Below are 16,217 nucleotides of genomic sequence, written 5' to 3'. Positions count from 1 at the left end.
TATGCTGTTTACTTCGCTGCGAAGATTTCGCGCATCAGGTTTGCAGCCTCGGAGGGGGTCTTACCGACCTTCACGCCTGCTGCTTCCAGAGCTTCCTTCTTCGCCTGAGCGGTACCGGAGGAACCGGAGACAATAGCGCCTGCGTGGCCCATGGTCTTACCCTCAGGAGCGGTGAAGCCCGCAATGTAACCAACGACGGGCTTGGTCACGTTTGCCTTGATGTACTCTGCAGCACGCTCCTCAGCGTCACCACCAATCTCACCAATCATGACGATTGCTTCGGTCTCGGGGTCAGCTTCGAAAGCTTCCAGAGCGTCGATGTGGGTGGTGCCGATGATGGGGTCGCCACCAATACCAATAGCGGTGGTGAAACCAATGTCGGACAGTTCGTACATCAGCTGGTAGGTCAGGGTACCGGACTTGGAAACCAGACCAATCTTGCCCTTGCCGGTGATGTTCGCCGGGATAATGCCGACCAGGCACTCCTCGGGGGAGATGATGCCGGGGCAGTTGGGACCGATGATGCGGGTGATCTGCTTGCCGTTCTCGTCCACGGATGCCTTAGCAGCTGCCCAGAACTCTGCGGAGTCCTGAACCGGAACGCCCTCGGTGATGACGACGACGAGGCCGATCTTAGCCTCGATAGCCTCGAGAACTGCTGCCTTGGTGAAGGCCGGGGGAACGAAGACGATGGAGACGTTCGCGCCGGTCTTCTCCATAGCCTCAGCTACGGAACCGTACACGTTCAGCTCGATGTCGGAGCCGTCCTTCGCCTTGTGGGTGACGGTGGTGCCAGCCTTGCGAGCGTTCACGCCGCCCACAATGTTGGTGCCTGCTGCGAGCATGCGTGCGGTGTGCTTGGTACCCTCGCCACCGGTGATGCCCTGAACGATGACCTTGGAGTCCTTGTTCACAAAGATAGACATATTACTTCCTTGAAATCCTTTGCTGGCGATTACGCCTTGTGAGCGAGCTCTGCTGCCTTGTCAGCGCCGGAGTCCATGGTCTCAGCCAGAACAACCAGCGGGTGGTTCGCCTCGGAGAGGATACGGCGACCCTCAGCAACGTTGTTGCCGTCCAGGCGCACAACCAGGGGCTTGGTTGCTGCGTCGCCCAGAATCTCCAGAGCCTTCACAATGCCGTCTGCCACTGCGTCACATGCGGTGATGCCGCCGAAGACGTTCACGAAAACGCTCTTGACCTGCTCGTCGCCCAGAATGATTTCCAGGCCAGCAGCCATAACCTCAGCGGACGCGCCGCCACCAATATCAAGGAAGTTTGCGGGCTTGACGTTGCCGTGGTTCTCACCAGCGTATGCAACGACGTCCAGGGTGGACATAACCAGACCTGCACCGTTACCAACGATGCCGACCTCGCCGTCCAGCTTCACGTAGTTCAGGTCGAACTGCTTTGCCTTAGCTTCCAGCGGGTTCTCAGCGGACTTGTCCACGAGAGCCTCGTGCTCGGGCTGGCGGAATTCTGCGTTGTCGTCCAGGGAGACCTTGCCGTCCAGGGCGAGGATGGTGCCCTCGGGGGTCAGAACGAGGGGGTTAACCTCAACCAGGGTTGCGTCTTCCTTGGTGTAGACTTCGCCCAGCTTGACGAGAACGGGAACAACCTTCTCCTGCAGTTCTGCGGAGAAACCTGCTGCCTTAGCAATTTCCTCAGCCTTAGCCTGGTCCAGGCCGACCAGCGGGTCAACCTCGATCTTTGCCAGTGCCTCGGGACGCTCAGCAGCGAGCTGCTCAATTTCCATACCGCCTTCTACCGAGCACATTGCCAGGTAGGAGCGGTTTGCACGGTCCAGCAGCAGGGAGAAGTAGTACTCTTCGGCGATGTCTGCGCCGTCAGCGACCAGCACGCGGTGAACGGTGTGGCCCTTGATGTCCATGCCGAGAATTGCCTTAGCGTGCTCGTAAGCTTCTTCGGGGGACTTTGCGAGCTTAACGCCGCCAGCCTTACCGCGGCCGCCGGTCTTAACCTGAGCCTTAATGACGGTCAGGCCGCCAATTTCCTCAGCTGCTGCCTTTGCTTCTTCAGGGGTGGTCGCAACAATGCCCTTGAGCACGGGTACGCCGTGCTTTGCGAAGAGATCGCGCGCCTGGTATTCGAAAAGGTCCACAGGTGTCCTTCTTCTTCGAAGTGGTGCCGAGTACTGGTGCACTCGGCCTGGTCATTAGAGGAGGTTCCCCCATGCGGCCGGTACGGTGCGATAGGGGTCTCTCGCACCCGGCGCACACGCATCATTGACGCGGGGAATTTCTCTCGTCTCTACTCTATCGGATTCGGCGTGAGCTCGCACTCACAGAGCCCCAAATCTGAGATTTTAGCGACTCAGCTCACAAATATTTTGGGTATGTTCTACCTAAAGGGCGCGTATCGGGTAACTAACCCGAGCTGACGCTCCCCAATCCACCGCGAAATACCGGCGAAAATGCGGTGTTTACCGCCGTGCTCCACAAAGCCCCGAAGCCCTTCTCAGCAGGCGGACAACACGCCCGGCACAGCCCACAAAAGAGGGGCGGGCATCTCAGGTACCTGCCCCTCCAACGGCGTTGTCAGGTTCTCACGCCTGAGGCGTTAGCTCACCTTCTCCAGCGGCGCATAACGCAACAGCAGACGCTTCTCTTCCGAGCCGAAGCGAACCTTCGCCACGGTCTTATCACCGCTACCCTCAACGGCGAGTACGCGGCCCTCACCGAACTTGGTATGGCGCACGGTATCGCCGACCGCCAGGGTCGGAATTTCTTTACTCTGGTGCACGCGGGATCGGTTCGTCACCTTCGAGGAGGCAGCAGCGGCCGCCAGTCCGTAGCTTGCCGAGCCGTTAATATCAGCGATGGACGGCTCAGAACAGCGTGCGGGGCGAGACTCGTAGGGGTCATATGAGCCGCGCGAGCTACCGGAGCTGTAGCCACCCGAGTAGCCGCCGGAGCCCGAACGGGAACCGCCCGAATAGCCGCCGTAAGAACCACCGTAGGAACCGCCACCATAGGAACCGCCACCGCGAGCGCCATACGCACCCATACCGGAGGCGCCAAATCCCGAGAAACCGGCGGTGCGCTTCCACTCAATGAGCTCCTCCGGAATCTCTTCCAGGAAGGGCGAAGGCGGGTTGAACTGGCTCTTACCCCACATGGTGCGGGTCTCGGAGCGGGTCAGGTACAGGCGCTCCATGGCGCGGGTCAGACCCACGTACGCAAGGCGGCGCTCCTCGCTCATTTCCTTCTCGTCGGTCAGGGCGCGCTGGTGCGGGAACAGGCCGTGTTCCATGCCAGTCAGGAACACCACGGGGAATTCCAGACCCTTGGCGGTGTGTAGGGTCATGAGGGTGACCATGCCCTGTGCCTTCGCCTCGGCTGCTTCGGCGGCAATCTGTGCGGCGGAGGCGTTCTCACCCTCCGCGCTGGCGGGACGGTTCGGAATCGAGTCGGCGTCGGCGACCAAAGCCACGTGCTCGAGGAACTGCTCCAGGTCGGCGCCGGGGTTCTCGGTCTCGAACTCGACCATGGCGTCGAGTAGCTCGGAGAGGTTCTCCACGCGCGACTCGTCCTGAATGTCCTTGGAGGCGCGCAGGGCCGCCAGGTAGCCGGTTTGCTCCAGGACCGCTTCCAGGCAGGTTGCGGCGGGTTCGGTGCGGGCAATCTGCGCCAGGTCATCCATGAGGCGCACGAACTCTGCGTACTTCTTCACCGCGGCGGCACCCAGACTGGGGATGTCGGCTGCCTGTCGGGCGGCGGCATAGAAGGAGATGCGGTTCGCACTCGCGTACTCAGCCACCACGGACTCGGACTTGGCACCGATACCGCGCTTGGGTTCGTTCAGGATGCGGCGCACGTTCACGTCGTCATCGGGGTTGCTCAGGGCGCGCAGGTAGGCGAGCGCGTCCTTGATTTCCTTACGCTCGTAGAAGCGGGTGCCACCGACCACGCGGTAGGGCAGGCCGGCACGCATGAGCATGTCCTCGAGGGTTCGGGACTGCGCGTTGGTGCGGTAGAAGATGGCGACGTCACCGGGCTGCACGCCGTGCTCATCGGCAAGGCGGTCAATTTCGCGGGTGATGTAGCGCGCCTCGGCGTGCTCGGATTCGGCAACGTAACCGATAATCTTCGCGCCCGCACCGGAGGCGGTCCACAGCTTCTTGGGGCGGCGGTCGGGGTTGCGTTCAATGACCGCATTCGCCGCGGAGAGGATGTTCTGCGTGGAACGGTAGTTCTGCTCCAGCAGAATCGTGTGGGCGTTCGGGTAGTCCTTCTCGAAGTCCGTAATATTGCGAATATCCGCGCCACGGAAGGCGTAAATGGACTGGTCGGAGTCACCCACGACGGTCAGCTCCGCCGGGGGCACCGCGTCCGGGTAGGGGCCGCGGTCAGCCGACGCCTTCGCGTGAGCACCGACCAGTTCACGCACCAGCTGGTACTGGGCGTGGTTGGTGTCCTGATACTCGTCCACGAGGATGTGGCGGAACTTGCGGCGGTAGTAGTTCGCGATTTCGGGGAACTTCTTGAGCAAGAAGACGGTGCGGCCAATCAGGTCGTCAAAGTCGAGGGAGTTGGCGGCGCGCAGACGCTGCGTGTAGACGGTGTAAATCTGCGCAATGGTCTTCTCGTACGGGTTATCGCTAGCCACGCGGGATGCGTACGCCTCAGCGCTGACCAGCTCGTTCTTCAGCGCGGAAATACGGTTGCCCACTGCCTTGGCGGTGAACTTCTTGGTGTCCAGGTTGAGCTCTTTGATGATCAGGCTCAGCAGGCGCTGCGAGTCGGTCGAATCGTAAATCGTGAAGGTGGACTTCAGACCCAGGGCGGCGGCCTCACGGCGCAGCACGCGCACGCAGAAGCTGTGGAAGGTCGAAATCCACATGTGCTTGGCGCGCGGGCCAACCAGCACCTCAATACGTTCACGCATTTCGGCGGCAGCCTTATTGGTGAAGGTGATGGCGAGAATCTGGCCGGGGGTCGCGCGGTGGGTTGCGAGCAGGTAGGCGATGCGGTGGGTCAGCACGCGGGTTTTACCGGAGCCAGCACCCGCGACGATGAGCAGGGGCGAGCCGGAGTGCAGTACGGCCTCTTCCTGGCGTTCGTTGAGCCCCGCGGTGAGGGAGGCGGGGTCCACGGCGCTCAGGCTGTGGGTGCGTTCACCGTAGGGGTCGGCGGGGTCGAAGTCCTCGCCGTAGCCGCCGACGCGGTAGGCGGGCGGCATGAAGTCACCGAGCGGGTCTGCGGCGGTGAAGGCTGCGGGCACGCCGGGTTCAGGCGCGCTGGTAGCGGGGGTACCGTAAGCGGGCATGCCGGTAGGCAGAGCGACGGGTGCGTCCTGTGCGGGCGCCTCCATCACCGGGGCATCCATGGGAGGGGCGTAGTAGTCGTCCTCGGCTGGGGGTACGTCGTAGTACGGGTCGAAGGGCGGCTCGTCAGCCGGTGCAAGGTCAGCCGGTGCGGGTGCTGCGGGGGTGACGAGTTCGGCGGCGAAGAGGCCGTCCTGTTCGGTGAAGGGCTGCTTCTGCTGTTCGGGCTTGTCGCTCATCATCTACCTCGCTGCCTAGAATACACGTTCGATATTCCATGCTACCGCATTTACTCCCCCGCTCCCACCCGTTCGGTCAATCAGCCTCACAACCTAAATCGGCAACGGCACACCGGTGGCACAGAATAGTCATGCTAGGATGACCGCATGACCCAGACCTTACCTCCGAGCCTCTCAATAGCCCTATCGTGCAATGGCTCAGCCGACGAAGCCGCACAGTTCTATACCAGGGTTTTTCGCGATGCTTCTATCGTTGAACAGGTGCCCGGACTTACGACAGCTCTAAGCATCCATGGCTTCCAGCTCTCACTCATTAATGGTGATGACCGGTACGTCCCGAACCAGTCCATCAGCTGCATCCTAAACTTTGATCCGCTCCTCTTCGGTGGTGAGGCGCAGGCGCGAGCATACCTCGATGAACTCTACGCAGAGCTAAGTACCGGCGGTGTGCTGATGGAACTGGGTGAGTATCCTTTCTCCCCACGCTACGCCTGGGTGCGTGATCGTTTTGGTATGACCTGGCAGCTGATGCTTACCAACCCTGCAGGAGACCCGCGACCCTTCGTCGTGCCTTCTTTCATGTTTGGCGGCACGAATCACGGCAATGCAGCGGAAGCCACCAACGGCTGGATCTCTATGTTTGATGATGCCCGCCGCGGCACCCTGTACCACTATCCGGAAGGTAGCCCCTTCGAGGCAGATGCGGTCATGTTTACCGACTTCAACCTGCACGGCACCTGGATGGCGGCTGCTGATTCCGGTACTTTCCACGATTTCACATTCACACCGGGGGTTTCGGTAGTTCTTTCGTGCCGTACCCAGGAGGAGATTGATTACTATTGGGAGCAGCTCTCGGCTATACCTGAGGCAGAGCGTTGCGGCTGGTGTGTAGATCGCTGGGGTATTTCTTGGCAGGTTGTCCCGCACAATATTGCTGAGCTGGTGGCGGATAAGGCCGCTCATGAGAAGATTCTGCTGATGGGCAAGATTGACCTGTCTCAGCTATAACAACGTGTTTTCTTGAGTGCTCGTTACGTGCAGAAACAGAGAAACCGCCCGCGCCTGCTAATGCAAGCGACGGGCGGTTTCTCGTACCGGTATGACTGCCGGTTCTGTGTGCCCCCGAGACGATTCGAACGTCCGACACCTTCTTTAGGAGAGAAGTGCTCTATCCCCTGAGCTACGAGGGCGTACCTATCCAGTATAAAGCACCCCGCACCGCGAGTCCGCACAGCCCGTGTTCGCCGCCCTGTGTTCACCGTCTGAAGACACCCGCACCCGGCGGCAGAACCACTCCTACAATGTACGAATGAGCATCTACATTGACCCGCCCACCTGGCCCGCACACGGCACCGTCTTCTCGCACCTCATCTCCGATGTGTCCCTGGCGGAACTGCACGAGTTCGCCGCAACGGCGGGCATCAGTGAGCGTGCCTTCGACCGCGACCACTACGATGTTCCGGCGCACCTCTACAGGGATCTAGTACGGGCGGGCGCGAAGGAGCTCAGCGGCGCACAGCTGACTCGCACGCTCATTGCGAGCGGTCTACGGATTCCGCTCAAGGAGCGCCCCGAGAAGATTCGCCCGCGTCTGCTTCGCGCCTGGGAGGCGGCGTTTACACCCCGTCTCAATACGCCCCGCTTCAAGCACGTGGAGGCTCCCGCCGAGCTGCGGGCTCAACTCACGGCGCAGGTGGCGGAGCTGGGTGAGAGCCTGCTGCAGGCGTGGGAGCAGCCGCACCGCGCCTACCACCACAGCGGGCACCTTTCGCAGATGCTCTCCGACCTGGATCGCCTCTACGCGCATCGCGCGCAGGGTTCTACTCCCCTGGTGTTGATTCTGGCGGCGTGGTTCCACGACGCGGTCTATGAGGGCGCACCGGGTGAGGATGAGCGCCGCAGCGAGCAGCTGGCGAGCACTTCCCTGGAGCCGCTGGTTACCGCGGGTTTGCTCACCGAGCAGGAGCTGCAGATGGTGAGCCTTCTGGTGCGTGCCACGGCAACCCACGAGCTTCCCGAGTCTGCCGACCTACCGGCGGGCTATGAACCGACGGATATTCAGTTGTTCCTCGATGCCGATATGGCTATCCTGGCGGCTGATTCGGCACGCTATCGCCGCTACCTGCGCGGGGTGCGTAGCGAGTACGCTCATTTTGACGATGAGGCGTTCCGTATCGGTCGTACGACCTTCCTGCGTTCTATCCTGGGTCGCGAGCGCATTTTCCTTTCCGAAGAGGCTCTCAAGCTCTGGGAGGAGCATGCACGGGCTAATCTGTGTACTGAGCTCAGCGAGTGGGGGCGTGACCCGCAGAGGCTTCTGCAGGCTCTGGCATCCTAGCCGCATACACCTCAAACACATACCGCCGAGAATGCACCCACGCCAAGGTGCACTCTCGGCGGTATTTTTGTGGAACCTCCCGGGTACACACATCTCGGATACACAAATCTCGGGCACGCAAAAGGCGCCCACCCCGTGTGGGGTAGGCGCCTTTTTGAAGTATGTTGGGCTAGAGCCAGCTTCTATGCGCTAAGGCTTAGAGAGCGGTGTAGTAGCCGTCAACGGACATCCAGGAGGTGGGGTGCACCAGGGTACCGTTGGTGGGGTTCAGAGCGGAGATCATCTTGCCGTCGCCCAGGTAGATACCAACGTGGCTGTAGCCGTTCTGGAAGACGATGTCGCCGGGCTGGGGGTTAGAGGTCGGGCGCAGCTCGTTCTTCATTGCGTAGGTGAAAGCGGTCAGCTTGATGCCGTGCTGAGCGAAAACCCAGGAGGTGAAGCCGGAGCAGTCCCATGCACCGAAGGTCTTGCCGCCCCAAACGTATGCGCCACCCAGGCCGCTCATTGCGGTTGCAACGATTGCGTCGCGGGATGCGTTACCGGTGGAAGCGGAGGAAGCAGCGGGAGCCGGAGCTGCAGCGGGTGCAACGTAAGCCTGCTGGGTCTCAGCCTGGGGTGCTACGTAGGTGGTCTCAACTGCGGGTGCAGCGGGAGCCTCAGCTGCTGCGGGAGCAACGTAAGCCTGCTGTGCCTGAGCCTGAGGTGCAACGTAGGTGGTTGCGGGGGTGTTGTAGCTGGTGTAGTCGAACTCGTAGTTGGTGTAGTCGTAGGACAGATCAGCAGCAGCGGGGATCTGCGCAAATGCGTTCGCGGGAACGGTCGAGCCGAGCAGGATTGCGCCTGCTGCGAGGGTTGCACCTGCGGTACGTACGATCTTCTTAGCCATTAGTAATTCCTCCATTGCCTGACGAGGTGAGCTGTCGGACTCGAGCATGGATTCGCTCGGCCACCGAAGTGACTTAGCCCCGAGGCTTCTCGATTGAGAAGCCGTATCCCAGCTTGGGGATTGGGTCCCCCGCTTCTGCCATATTGGGTAGACGTTCATCGAAGCGTTGGCAGAACTCAGCGGAACCGCTTCGACGGCGCCCTCTTACGATTAGGATTTGGGCACAGAAATGAGAATACACAGAAAACTCCCAGTTGTCACTTCATTCGGGCTTAAATTTTGGACTTTCACCCTGGGGGAAAAACTTGGCACTCCAGGCATTTGACCCCCTCTCAATGGAACCAACAGCTACCGTTTAAGGCTCTTGACTAGGTGTTTCACAAGGATGCACATTCGCTTTTAATGCACCAGCACCCCTTAAGGACAGGGTTCAAAACTCTTAAAAATGAGCCTCGTCTCTTAAGGTTTTACTCCCATTACTCGCTCAGAAACCGGCGTGCCCCTCAGTTTCAACCTTAGATTTAAGCGAAAAACCCGAAAAATGCACTCAAGCGCAGTTGCTAAAACTCTGAGAGAGGAGTATATGTGCCCGCGCACATGACCAAACTCTGAAATACCCCGTCCACTAGGCACCTCAGCTCCCCAAAGCCTCCCCCGCAAGACCGAGCAGCCCTAACACGTGCACAAAAACGGTGGCACCTCCTCCACAAAGGGAGGCGATACCACCGTTTAGCGTGAACTGGGTTAGCGGACTCTCAGAATTAGAGCTTAGAGGTTGCCGCCGCGCTTGACCACAATTGCGTTTGCCACGTCCATGTCCAGGGAGAGGGTGTCCTCTTCGCCATCAGCGTGAACAATCACGTCATCGTCCTGACCGGCAACCACGGACACCGAAGCGCCGTAGACAATACCTGCGTCAGCCAGCAGCTTCAACAGCTCAACGTCAGTCTGAATGGACTCGGGGAAGCGAGAAATAGTGAAACGGTCCTCGGGACCGGAGTCGCGTGCCGCCAGGGACATGGGCACGGTACGCTCGTCGTTCTTCTCGCTAGCGTGACCCAGGTCCTCCAGTCCGGGGATAGCGTTACCGTACGGGGAGAACTTGGGGTCCTTGAGCATCTCCAGGATGCGCTTCTCCACCTTGTCACTCATGACGTGTTCCCAGCGGCATGCCTCTTCGTGCACGTACTCAAGTTCCAGACCAATAATGTCGGAGAGCAGGCGCTCAGCCAGGCGGTGCTTACGCATCACCTCAACCGCCTTATGGCGGCCTTCCTCGGTCAGTTCGAGGTGGCGGTCCGGCTCAACGGTGAGCAGGCCGTGCTTCTCCATGCGTGCCACAGTCTGGGAAACGGTCGGGCCGGAGTGCTCGAGTCGTTCAGCGATGCGCGCACGCATGGGGACAATGCCCTCTTCCTCCAGTTCGAGGATGGTGCGCAAATACATCTCTGTGGTATCGATGAGGTCTGTCATATATCTCTCCCAGCTTTCACCGCAACAGTACTTAGATAGCACTGCCTAAGTCGTTACTTATTCAATAATCTATTATGTACTTTTTCAGCGGCTTTTGCCACGGCTTAAGTCATTGAGTCGCCCAATGAAAACTCATTGGACGACTCAAGACACCTTATATATACGCTTTTGCTAACCCACCCCTTATTAAGAGGAGTAGACGGTAGGCTTACTCTGCGGACTCAGCCTCAGCGGTTTCTTCCACGGCAGATTCGTTCTCTTCCGCTTTGTTCTCTGCAAGCTCAGCAGATTCCTCTGCTTCAGTGGTTTCAGCAGACTCTGCGTTCTCCTGCGTGGCGTTCTCCTCCAGGTCTTCCGGGCGAACGCGGTCAGCCCACGGCACCCAATCCGGCGCAATCAGCGCGTCGTCGCCGGGTAGCAGGCCCACCTCGCAGATCGTTGCCACGCGGGAACGAGGCGCACGCGAGAGGGTCGCAAACCAGAACCAGCCGCGGTAACCGGGCAGGGTGCACTCGAAAAGGTGCGTGCTCAGACGCTCTTCCTCGGCGCGCACGTGGTGCACCAGGCCGATAGCGTGTGCCGGGGCGATTTCCTGAACGCCCTGCAAAGCCACATCCTTGGCGGCGGCAAGAATCTCATCCACCTTGGAGGTGCGGCGCAGCTTGTGCGGAACACCCAGGGAGGGGGCGCCTACCTCTTCATCCAGCGGGGTGAAGGGGTCGGGGGTGGAGTCTTCGTTCTGTGCGGTTTCTTCGGCAGCAGATTCCCCGGAGGCAGATTCCTCAGAGGTAGATTCCTCAGCGGGCGTATCAGCCGCCTCAGTCTCCTCAGCGTTCACGGAGGGCTGAGTCTCAGCAGGTACAGCGCTACCCTCGTCGGTGCTCTCAAGCGCGGCAGAAGGCACAACGGACTCTGCAGGCGCGTCAGTAGCGGGCGTAGTTTCGGGGAGCAGTTCAATAACCTGTTCAGACATACCCCTATTAAAGCATCTCGCGTGCGCAAACAGTGCGGCCGTACCCCCAAGCTTCACATACGCTGTGAATTTGGGTCTCAAACCGCTAAATCTGGGGCTTCGCCCACGAACAGCTGTGTGTGAGCTGATACCGTTAAATTCATGAGTAATGAACCCGTACAGGACACGCGCAATACCGCAGACCAGGCGCCCGCGCCCCTTCCCTACGCTGGAGCCATCCGCTGGCTCGGCGCAGGCGGTGCGCTTCTCGCCCTGATTTGCCTGCTCACCGGAGTCGCCATGCTCGTGATGAAGTGGGTTGGGGCAGCGCCGCCCGCCCTCATGAGCCAGATTCCGCTGGTCCTCCTCCCCGTCGCCTTTATTGCCCTCATGGCCGCACTTATTCTGTCGGTCATGCGCCGCAACAAGGCATAAAAATTTGAGCCGCAAGCTCACACACACATCATTCACTTATCAAGTACAGCCTGCCATTCAGAGAGAAAGATAGAGTATGTCTGCTGAAGCAAAACTCCTAGTCGTCGATGACGAGTTCAACATTCTTGAACTGCTCGCCACCTCCCTGCGTTTCGCCGGTTTTGAAGTAGTCACCGCCGGCAACGGCCGCGAAGCCCTCGAAAAGGCACACGCCGAAAACCCCGACCTCATCGTCTTGGACGTCATGATGCCCGGCATGGACGGCTTCGAGGTAACCCGCCGCCTGCGCGAAAACGGCACCACCACCCCCGTGCTCTTCCTGACCGCGAAGGACGCCACCGAGGACAAGGTCACCGGTCTGGGCGCTGGCGGCGACGACTACGTCACCAAGCCCTTCTCCCTCGACGAGGTTATTGCCCGCATCCGCGCCATTCTGCGCCGTAGCCGTAGCGTCCAGGAAGAGGACGACGCCGTACTGCGCGTTGACGCCCTCACCCTGAACGTGGACACCCACGAGGTGTTCCTCGGTGACGAAGAGATTGACCTCTCCCCCACCGAGTTCAACCTGCTGCACTACCTGATGCTCAACGCCAACCGCGTGCTGTCCAAGGCACAGATCCTCGACCATGTGTGGGAGTACGACTTCAACGGCGACTCCTCCATCGTCGAGTCCTACATTTCGTACCTGCGCCGCAAGATTGACAACAACCGCGAAAACCACGAGCCGCTCATCCACACCAAGCGCGGTGTGGGCTACATGATTCGCGGTTCTCGAGGCTAACGTGGCGCTCAAACCCCTCGACCGGATCCCTCAGTCTCTCTCCCTTCGCACCCAGCTAGTGCTCATCACCTCCATGCTCATCGCCCTCTCCATCGCGGTGACGAGCCTGGTGGCAATTTCCGCTCTGCGCGCCCAGATGGTGCACCAGCTGGACGAAGAGATGAAGAACAGCGCCCCCTCGCTCGTGCAGTTGGCGACCGTGCGCCCCTCCGGCAATCAGGAGCAATCCCTGAGCACCTACCGCCTGTACCTGCTCGATAAGGACGGCAACGTACTGTACTCGCTCAAGTCCGAGGACAGTGAACAGTTCAGCGAGCCGGCGCTGCAGGGCTGGACCGAAGAGAAGGTTCGCAAGCAAAACGAGGAGGCGGTCACCGTCAATTCGGTGGGTAGTTCCTCCGATTGGCGTGTGCTCGCCGTACCCATCGAGTCGAATGATTCCTCCGGGCTGACGGAGGCGGCATCCCTGATTATTGCCATGCCGTTGAAGCAGACCAACCAGGTTGTTGCCCTCGTGGGCGTGCTGACCTTCGCGTTTGGTTTGGCGACTCTCGCCTCCGCGATTGCGATGACCTGGGTGATTGTGACCCGCACCTTCGAACCGCTCGCGCGTGTGGAGCAGACCGCCGCCAAGATTGCCGCTGGCGACCTCTCGCAGCGTATTGAGGACTACAACCCCAGCAACGAGATTGGTAACCTCGCGGTCTCGCTGAACACGATGCTCGCCCAAATTGAGGTGCTCTTCAAAGCCCGCGAGAAGAGCGAGGCGAAAATGCGCCGCTTCGTGGGTGACGCTTCGCATGAGCTGCGCACCCCGCTGGTCAGTATTCGAGGCTACTCGGAGCTGTACCGTCAGGGCGCTCTGCCCACCGATGAGGCTGTCGCAACCGCGATGAGCCGCATCGAATCGGAGTCCAAGCGTATGGGCCAGCTCGTGGAAGACCTGCTGACCCTGGCACGTATTGATGAGCGCCGCGAATCCAAGCTGGCGCCCTTCGACCTGTTCAACCTCGCGGTGGACGCTAGTAACGACGCCTACGCTACGGCACCCGATCGTGCGGTGTCCCTGGTGGGTCTGAATGAAGAGGTGGCGCCGACCTCCGCAACCGTGCTCGGCGACGAATCACGCCTGCGTCAGGTCGTGGCGAACCTGCTGACCAACGCCATGCGTTACACCCCCGACGGCTCTCCCCTGGAGATTGCGGTGGGCGTGCGCGAAGAGGTTCCCGGCTTCCCGCTCTCCGTGCTGGAGGTGCGCGACCACGGCCCCGGCATTCACGGCGAGGACCGCGAGCGCGTGTTCGAGCGCTTCTACCGCACCGACACCTCGCGTTCGCGTGAGACCGGCGGTACGGGTCTGGGTCTGTCCATTGTGGCTGCGATTATTGAGCAGCACGAGGGGAGGATCCACATTGAAGAGACCGACGGTGGCGGCGCTACCTTCGTGATTTCTTTGCCGTTCTACCCGCCGCCCGTCTCGGACGATCAGCTGATGAAGTAGCACTGATGCATAAACCCCCGGATTGTGGAACTTGAGTGTTCTACGGTTCGGGGGTTTTGCTGTGCGCGTCATGGCGGCGTCATTTTCAGGCTGGTTTTCGATTTTTTCGAGATGGTGGAGCCAACCTGGCGGTTTTATCCACAGATTTATCAATTCATCATTTTTTAGCTTATTTGATGCATTTTGAAAGATATAGTGATAACAAGCTTCCGGTCAGGAACTCAACCCTTCCCGAGATCCAAACCCCAAGCGCCACCCGGGGCAACCGCCCCACCTCACCTAATCTCAAAGGAGAAAAACCATGGCACAGTTCAATGTCGATTCCGAAGTCATCGCAGCCAAGAGCGCACAGGCACGATCCTACGTCGCATCCATCACCGCAGACGTCAACGGTATGACCGCCTCCCTGCACGACCTGCAGAGCTCCTGGACCGGCTCCGCATCCGCGAACTTCCAGGGCGTACTGGACCAGTGGCATGCAACCCAGCGCCAGGTCGAAGCATCCATCACCCAGATCAACGAGGCACTCACCCGTGCAGGCGTAAACTACGCAGACACCGAGCAGGCTAACGCCTCCATGTTCGTCGGCTAAGGGGTCAGGGCGGCAAGCCCAAAACCCCACCCGCAGGCAGGCGGCAGACCGGGCAGCTAAAAGGTCCCGGTCGCACGGCACACCGCCCGCCAGATTCGCCAGAAGGCGGCGAACATCTATTGAGAAAACCCCGCCGCATCCTCGAAAGTGAGGATGCGGCGGGGTTTTATTGCGCGGAAATTTTGAGAGCTCAGAAGCCCGTGCCCTAAGAGTCTGAACTTTAGGAGGCGGGGGTTTAGGAGGCTGGCGTCTCCTGGCGGAAACGCAGACGCCACAGACCGCGCTCAGCGTCGTAATGCCAGATGCTCGAACGGCTCACGCGGCCACGCGCGGTGGCAACCGCCGCCATGACCAGCACGCTGGAGGAATCCAGCACCTGCACGCCCTGCTTGAGCGGGGCACCCTGCTGGGTGAAGGCGCGTTCGCGGTACTGCAGTACCGAGGAGCGCGACACTGACTTGCCGGTGGCGGTCACCCACACCAGACGCTCGTGCAGCATGGATTCCAGCTGCACCGCCTCCATGACGGAGCCGCGGCTTTCGAGCAGTTGTTCTGCGGCGGCGGCTTCTTCGGGGTTCAGGGAAGGTGCGGCAGGCGCGGGTGCCACCTGTGCAGGTTCAGCGGGCTGGGTAGGCGCAGCAGTCTGAACAGGTGCAACAGGCTGAGCGGGCGCTTCCTCCACGGGTGCTACAGCGGGTTCTGCCACCTGCTCTTCTGCGTGTTCTTCCGTCTCGCCCAGCAGTTCCGCCGGGTCAACATCGTTCGGATCCATGCCGGCGAACTCTTCCAGACCGGTCAGGTCATCCTCTTCTTCCGCCTGCGCGGCACTGGATGCCTGCTGAACGGCAGTTTCCTGCTGGCGTGCCAGCGCCTTTGCGTCACGCTCAGCGGCGCGTTCTGCCGCGAGCGCCAGCTGCTCCTTGCGGGTGCGGACCGCCTCCGGGTCGGGGGCGTTCACCGCGGAGGCGGGGCGCAGCAGACCGGACAGGCGCAGGCTCTCAACGCCGCGCTGGGCGTTTTCAATCTCGGCGGCGGTGAATTCCTGCACGGGCAGGTGGGCGTCCGCGGAAGACTCGGAGAGTGCCGGTTCAGCCGCGGGAGCGTTCACAATAGACTCTTCAACAGCCGGAGCCTCAACAGGTTCAGCAGCAGGCACAGCAGGGGCGCCAAAACCGGGGCCGTGCGCGGGTTCGCGACCCTCCTGGTAGGCGCGCGCAGCACCATTCGCCAGAGAATCAGCCTTCTCGTTGAGCTCGTGGCCCGCGTGGCCCTTCACCCAAATAAACTCGTAGTCGCGGCCCGCCAAGGCGGCATCTAGCGCCTCCAGAAGGTCGCGGTTGAGCACGGGCTTGCCGTCGGACTTCTTCCAGCCCTTCTTCTTCCAGCCGGGCATCCACTTGGTCAGCGAGTTAATGACGTACTGGCTATCGCAGTACACGCGCAGCTTCGCCTCCGGGCGGGATGCGGTCGCCTCGAACAGGTCCAGAACAGCCTTGAGCTCACCCATGTTGTTGGTGCCGTGCGCCCAACCGCCGCTCGCCCAGTGGTCGTCGTCGATATACCATGCCCAGCCCGCCGGTCCGGGGTTACCCAGCGCCGAGCCGTCTGCGGCGGCGATAATCTCTTGCGTGCTGTTCACGGTACCTTCTTTCTGCGCCGCCCCTCTAGCGGGCGGCAGTCCGTAATGATGTCTGTGATGACTTTACCGCACCGGCGGCGAGGGTGCGTAGCGC

At 60.7% G+C, this 16,217-nt stretch carries 13 protein-coding genes, 1 tRNA gene and 1 riboswitch; of the genes, 6 read left to right on the top strand and 8 right to left on the bottom strand.

Translation table 11 applies throughout. The features are described 5' to 3' along the window. Window positions 1-8 precede the first annotated feature (8 nt). The 3 genes from sucD to RWZ58_RS06410 form a co-directional block, all read right to left on the bottom strand. The gene (gene sucD, locus RWZ58_RS06420) at window positions 9-926 is read right to left on the bottom strand and encodes a succinate--CoA ligase subunit alpha (protein WP_005508195.1); all 918 of its coding nucleotides are present in this window, start codon (window positions 924-926) and stop codon (window positions 9-11) included. A gap of 29 nt (window positions 927-955) precedes the next feature. Next, window positions 956-2,122, bottom strand: coding sequence for an ADP-forming succinate--CoA ligase subunit beta (sucC, locus tag RWZ58_RS06415; RefSeq protein WP_105360621.1), 1,167 nt, complete (start codon window positions 2,120-2,122; stop codon window positions 956-958). Window positions 2,123-2,580: 458 nt separating this feature from the next. Then, window positions 2,581-5,529, bottom strand: a complete 2,949-nt coding sequence (locus RWZ58_RS06410; protein ID WP_314658057.1) for a UvrD-helicase domain-containing protein — start codon at window positions 5,527-5,529, stop codon at window positions 2,581-2,583. 144 nt (window positions 5,530-5,673) lie between these two features. On the opposite strand from RWZ58_RS06410, the gene RWZ58_RS06405 reads away from it, so the two are divergent. Further along, window positions 5,674-6,534, top strand: a complete 861-nt coding sequence (locus RWZ58_RS06405; protein WP_314658056.1) for a VOC family protein — start codon at window positions 5,674-5,676, stop codon at window positions 6,532-6,534. A gap of 109 nt (window positions 6,535-6,643) precedes the next feature. Here RWZ58_RS06405 and RWZ58_RS06400 read toward each other — a convergent pair. Further along, window positions 6,644-6,716: transfer RNA gene (locus tag RWZ58_RS06400), tRNA-Arg, on the bottom strand. A 119-nt stretch (window positions 6,717-6,835) separates the two neighbouring features. On the opposite strand from RWZ58_RS06400, the gene RWZ58_RS06395 reads away from it, so the two are divergent. Next, window positions 6,836-7,864: a DUF4031 domain-containing protein gene (locus RWZ58_RS06395; protein WP_314658055.1), complete on the top strand. Its 1,029-nt coding sequence runs from the start codon at window positions 6,836-6,838 to the stop codon at window positions 7,862-7,864. Window positions 7,865-8,060: 196 nt separating this feature from the next. Here RWZ58_RS06395 and RWZ58_RS06390 read toward each other — a convergent pair whose 3' ends face one another. The 3 genes from RWZ58_RS06390 to RWZ58_RS06380 all read right to left on the bottom strand — a co-directional run bounded on the left by RWZ58_RS06390 (window position 8,061) and on the right by RWZ58_RS06380 (window position 11,196). Beyond that, window positions 8,061-8,750 carry a C40 family peptidase gene (locus RWZ58_RS06390; protein WP_314658054.1) on the bottom strand — a complete coding sequence of 230 codons (690 nt, stop codon included), beginning with the start codon at window positions 8,748-8,750 and terminating at the stop codon, window positions 8,061-8,063. Then, a riboswitch (cyclic di-AMP (ydaO/yuaA leader) is annotated at window positions 8,751-8,910 on the bottom strand. A gap of 608 nt (window positions 8,911-9,518) precedes the next feature. Beyond that, window positions 9,519-10,223: a metal-dependent transcriptional regulator gene (locus tag RWZ58_RS06385; RefSeq protein ID WP_049346095.1), complete on the bottom strand. Its 705-nt coding sequence runs from the start codon at window positions 10,221-10,223 to the stop codon at window positions 9,519-9,521. 208 nt (window positions 10,224-10,431) lie between these two features. Next, window positions 10,432-11,196, bottom strand: a complete 765-nt coding sequence (locus tag RWZ58_RS06380; RefSeq protein ID WP_314658053.1) for a DUF3027 domain-containing protein — start codon at window positions 11,194-11,196, stop codon at window positions 10,432-10,434. A 141-nt stretch (window positions 11,197-11,337) separates the two neighbouring features. Between RWZ58_RS06380 and RWZ58_RS06375 the strand changes: the two genes are divergently transcribed. From RWZ58_RS06375 to RWZ58_RS06360, 4 genes are all read left to right on the top strand, one after another. Beyond that, window positions 11,338-11,610, top strand: coding sequence for a hypothetical protein (locus RWZ58_RS06375; protein WP_314658052.1), 273 nt, complete (start codon window positions 11,338-11,340; stop codon window positions 11,608-11,610). A 76-nt stretch (window positions 11,611-11,686) separates the two neighbouring features. Continuing rightward, the gene (locus RWZ58_RS06370; protein ID WP_005504528.1) at window positions 11,687-12,391 is read left to right on the top strand and encodes a response regulator transcription factor; all 705 of its coding nucleotides are present in this window, start codon (window positions 11,687-11,689) and stop codon (window positions 12,389-12,391) included. Between the two features lies 1 nt (window position 12,392). Beyond that, window positions 12,393-13,892, top strand: coding sequence for a sensor histidine kinase (locus RWZ58_RS06365; protein ID WP_294458811.1), 1,500 nt, complete (start codon window positions 12,393-12,395; stop codon window positions 13,890-13,892). 301 nt (window positions 13,893-14,193) lie between these two features. Further along, window positions 14,194-14,484, top strand: coding sequence for a WXG100 family type VII secretion target (locus RWZ58_RS06360; RefSeq protein ID WP_005504526.1), 291 nt, complete (start codon window positions 14,194-14,196; stop codon window positions 14,482-14,484). A gap of 235 nt (window positions 14,485-14,719) precedes the next feature. On the opposite strand, the gene RWZ58_RS06355 is transcribed toward RWZ58_RS06360, so the two are convergent. Then, a complete protein-coding gene (locus RWZ58_RS06355; protein WP_314658051.1) occupies window positions 14,720-16,123 on the bottom strand; it encodes an RNase H family protein in 1,404 nt (467 codons plus the stop codon). Window positions 16,124-16,217 lie beyond the last annotated feature (94 nt).

The organism is uncultured Rothia sp. (assembly GCF_963544205.1).
Classification (GTDB): Bacteria; Actinomycetota; Actinomycetes; order Actinomycetales; family Micrococcaceae; genus Rothia.
This window is presented reverse-complemented; position numbering and strand designations above follow the sequence as displayed.

Bases quoted from the DNA above. Each gene is read 5' to 3' on its own strand.
- RWZ58_RS06370 (WP_005504528.1), top strand. From the start codon at position 11,687: ATGTCTGCTGAAGCAAAACTCCTAGTCGTCGATGACGAGTTCAACATT.
- RWZ58_RS06375 (WP_314658052.1), top strand. From the start codon at position 11,338: ATGAGTAATGAACCCGTACAGGACACGCGCAATACCGCAGACCAGGCG.
- RWZ58_RS06405 (WP_314658056.1), top strand. From the start codon at position 5,674: ATGACCCAGACCTTACCTCCGAGCCTCTCAATAGCCCTATCGTGCAAT.
- RWZ58_RS06380 (WP_314658053.1), bottom strand. From the start codon at position 11,196: ATGTCTGAACAGGTTATTGAACTGCTCCCCGAAACTACGCCCGCTACT.
- RWZ58_RS06395 (WP_314658055.1), top strand. From the start codon at position 6,836: ATGAGCATCTACATTGACCCGCCCACCTGGCCCGCACACGGCACCGTC.
- RWZ58_RS06385 (WP_049346095.1), bottom strand. From the start codon at position 10,223: ATGACAGACCTCATCGATACCACAGAGATGTATTTGCGCACCATCCTC.
- RWZ58_RS06360 (WP_005504526.1), top strand. From the start codon at position 14,194: ATGGCACAGTTCAATGTCGATTCCGAAGTCATCGCAGCCAAGAGCGCA.
- RWZ58_RS06410 (WP_314658057.1), bottom strand. From the start codon at position 5,529: ATGATGAGCGACAAGCCCGAACAGCAGAAGCAGCCCTTCACCGAACAG.
- sucD (WP_005508195.1), bottom strand. From the start codon at position 926: ATGTCTATCTTTGTGAACAAGGACTCCAAGGTCATCGTTCAGGGCATC.
- RWZ58_RS06390 (WP_314658054.1), bottom strand. From the start codon at position 8,750: ATGGCTAAGAAGATCGTACGTACCGCAGGTGCAACCCTCGCAGCAGGC.